This window comes from Treponema sp. UBA753 (genome assembly GCF_002297325.1).
Lineage (GTDB): Bacteria > Spirochaetota > Spirochaetia > Treponematales > Treponemataceae > Treponema_D.
On record NZ_DBKJ01000083.1, the window covers coordinates 14,724 to 15,216 of the forward strand.

Genomic DNA, 493 nt, shown 5'->3' on the forward strand with positions numbered 1-493 from the left:
GTGCTTGACACGGCAATCTACTAAAAATTTCTAGTCATTATCGGGTCAAGCCCGATAATGACTAGAAATTTCAAAAAATCCTAAAACTCTACATTCGATCTATTAAATGCTTTGGAAAAAGTTTTCTTTGCGCAACATTCTAAAATTTGCAGAAAATCACTTTTTGCACTTGAAGAAATGCGCAAAATAATATAAACTATTTTTCATTCGGCGCTTTAGCTCAGCTGGATTAGAGCATCTGCCTTCTAAGCAGAGGGTCGACGGTTCGAGCCCGCCAAGCGTCACTAGTCCGTTTCTAGTTTCCTGGAAGCGGACTTTTTTGTTTTTTTAGCGTTTGTTTGTATATACCATTTTCTTTGTATCGTAATTACAGACAAACTGTACAGTCTGTCTGTAGTTTAAAAGTTTTCTTTTTTTAATATTTATAATTGCCATTTGGCCGGAGCATAATCAGGTCAAAATCCGGAATTCGGCCTATTAACTAAATCGCCAA

At 36.5% G+C, this 493-nt stretch carries 1 tRNA gene; it reads left to right on the plus strand.

The features are described 5' to 3' along the window. Positions 1-209: 209 nt before the first annotated feature. Positions 210-284: transfer RNA gene (locus tag B4C08_RS07425), tRNA-Arg, on the plus strand. Positions 285-493 lie beyond the last annotated feature (209 nt).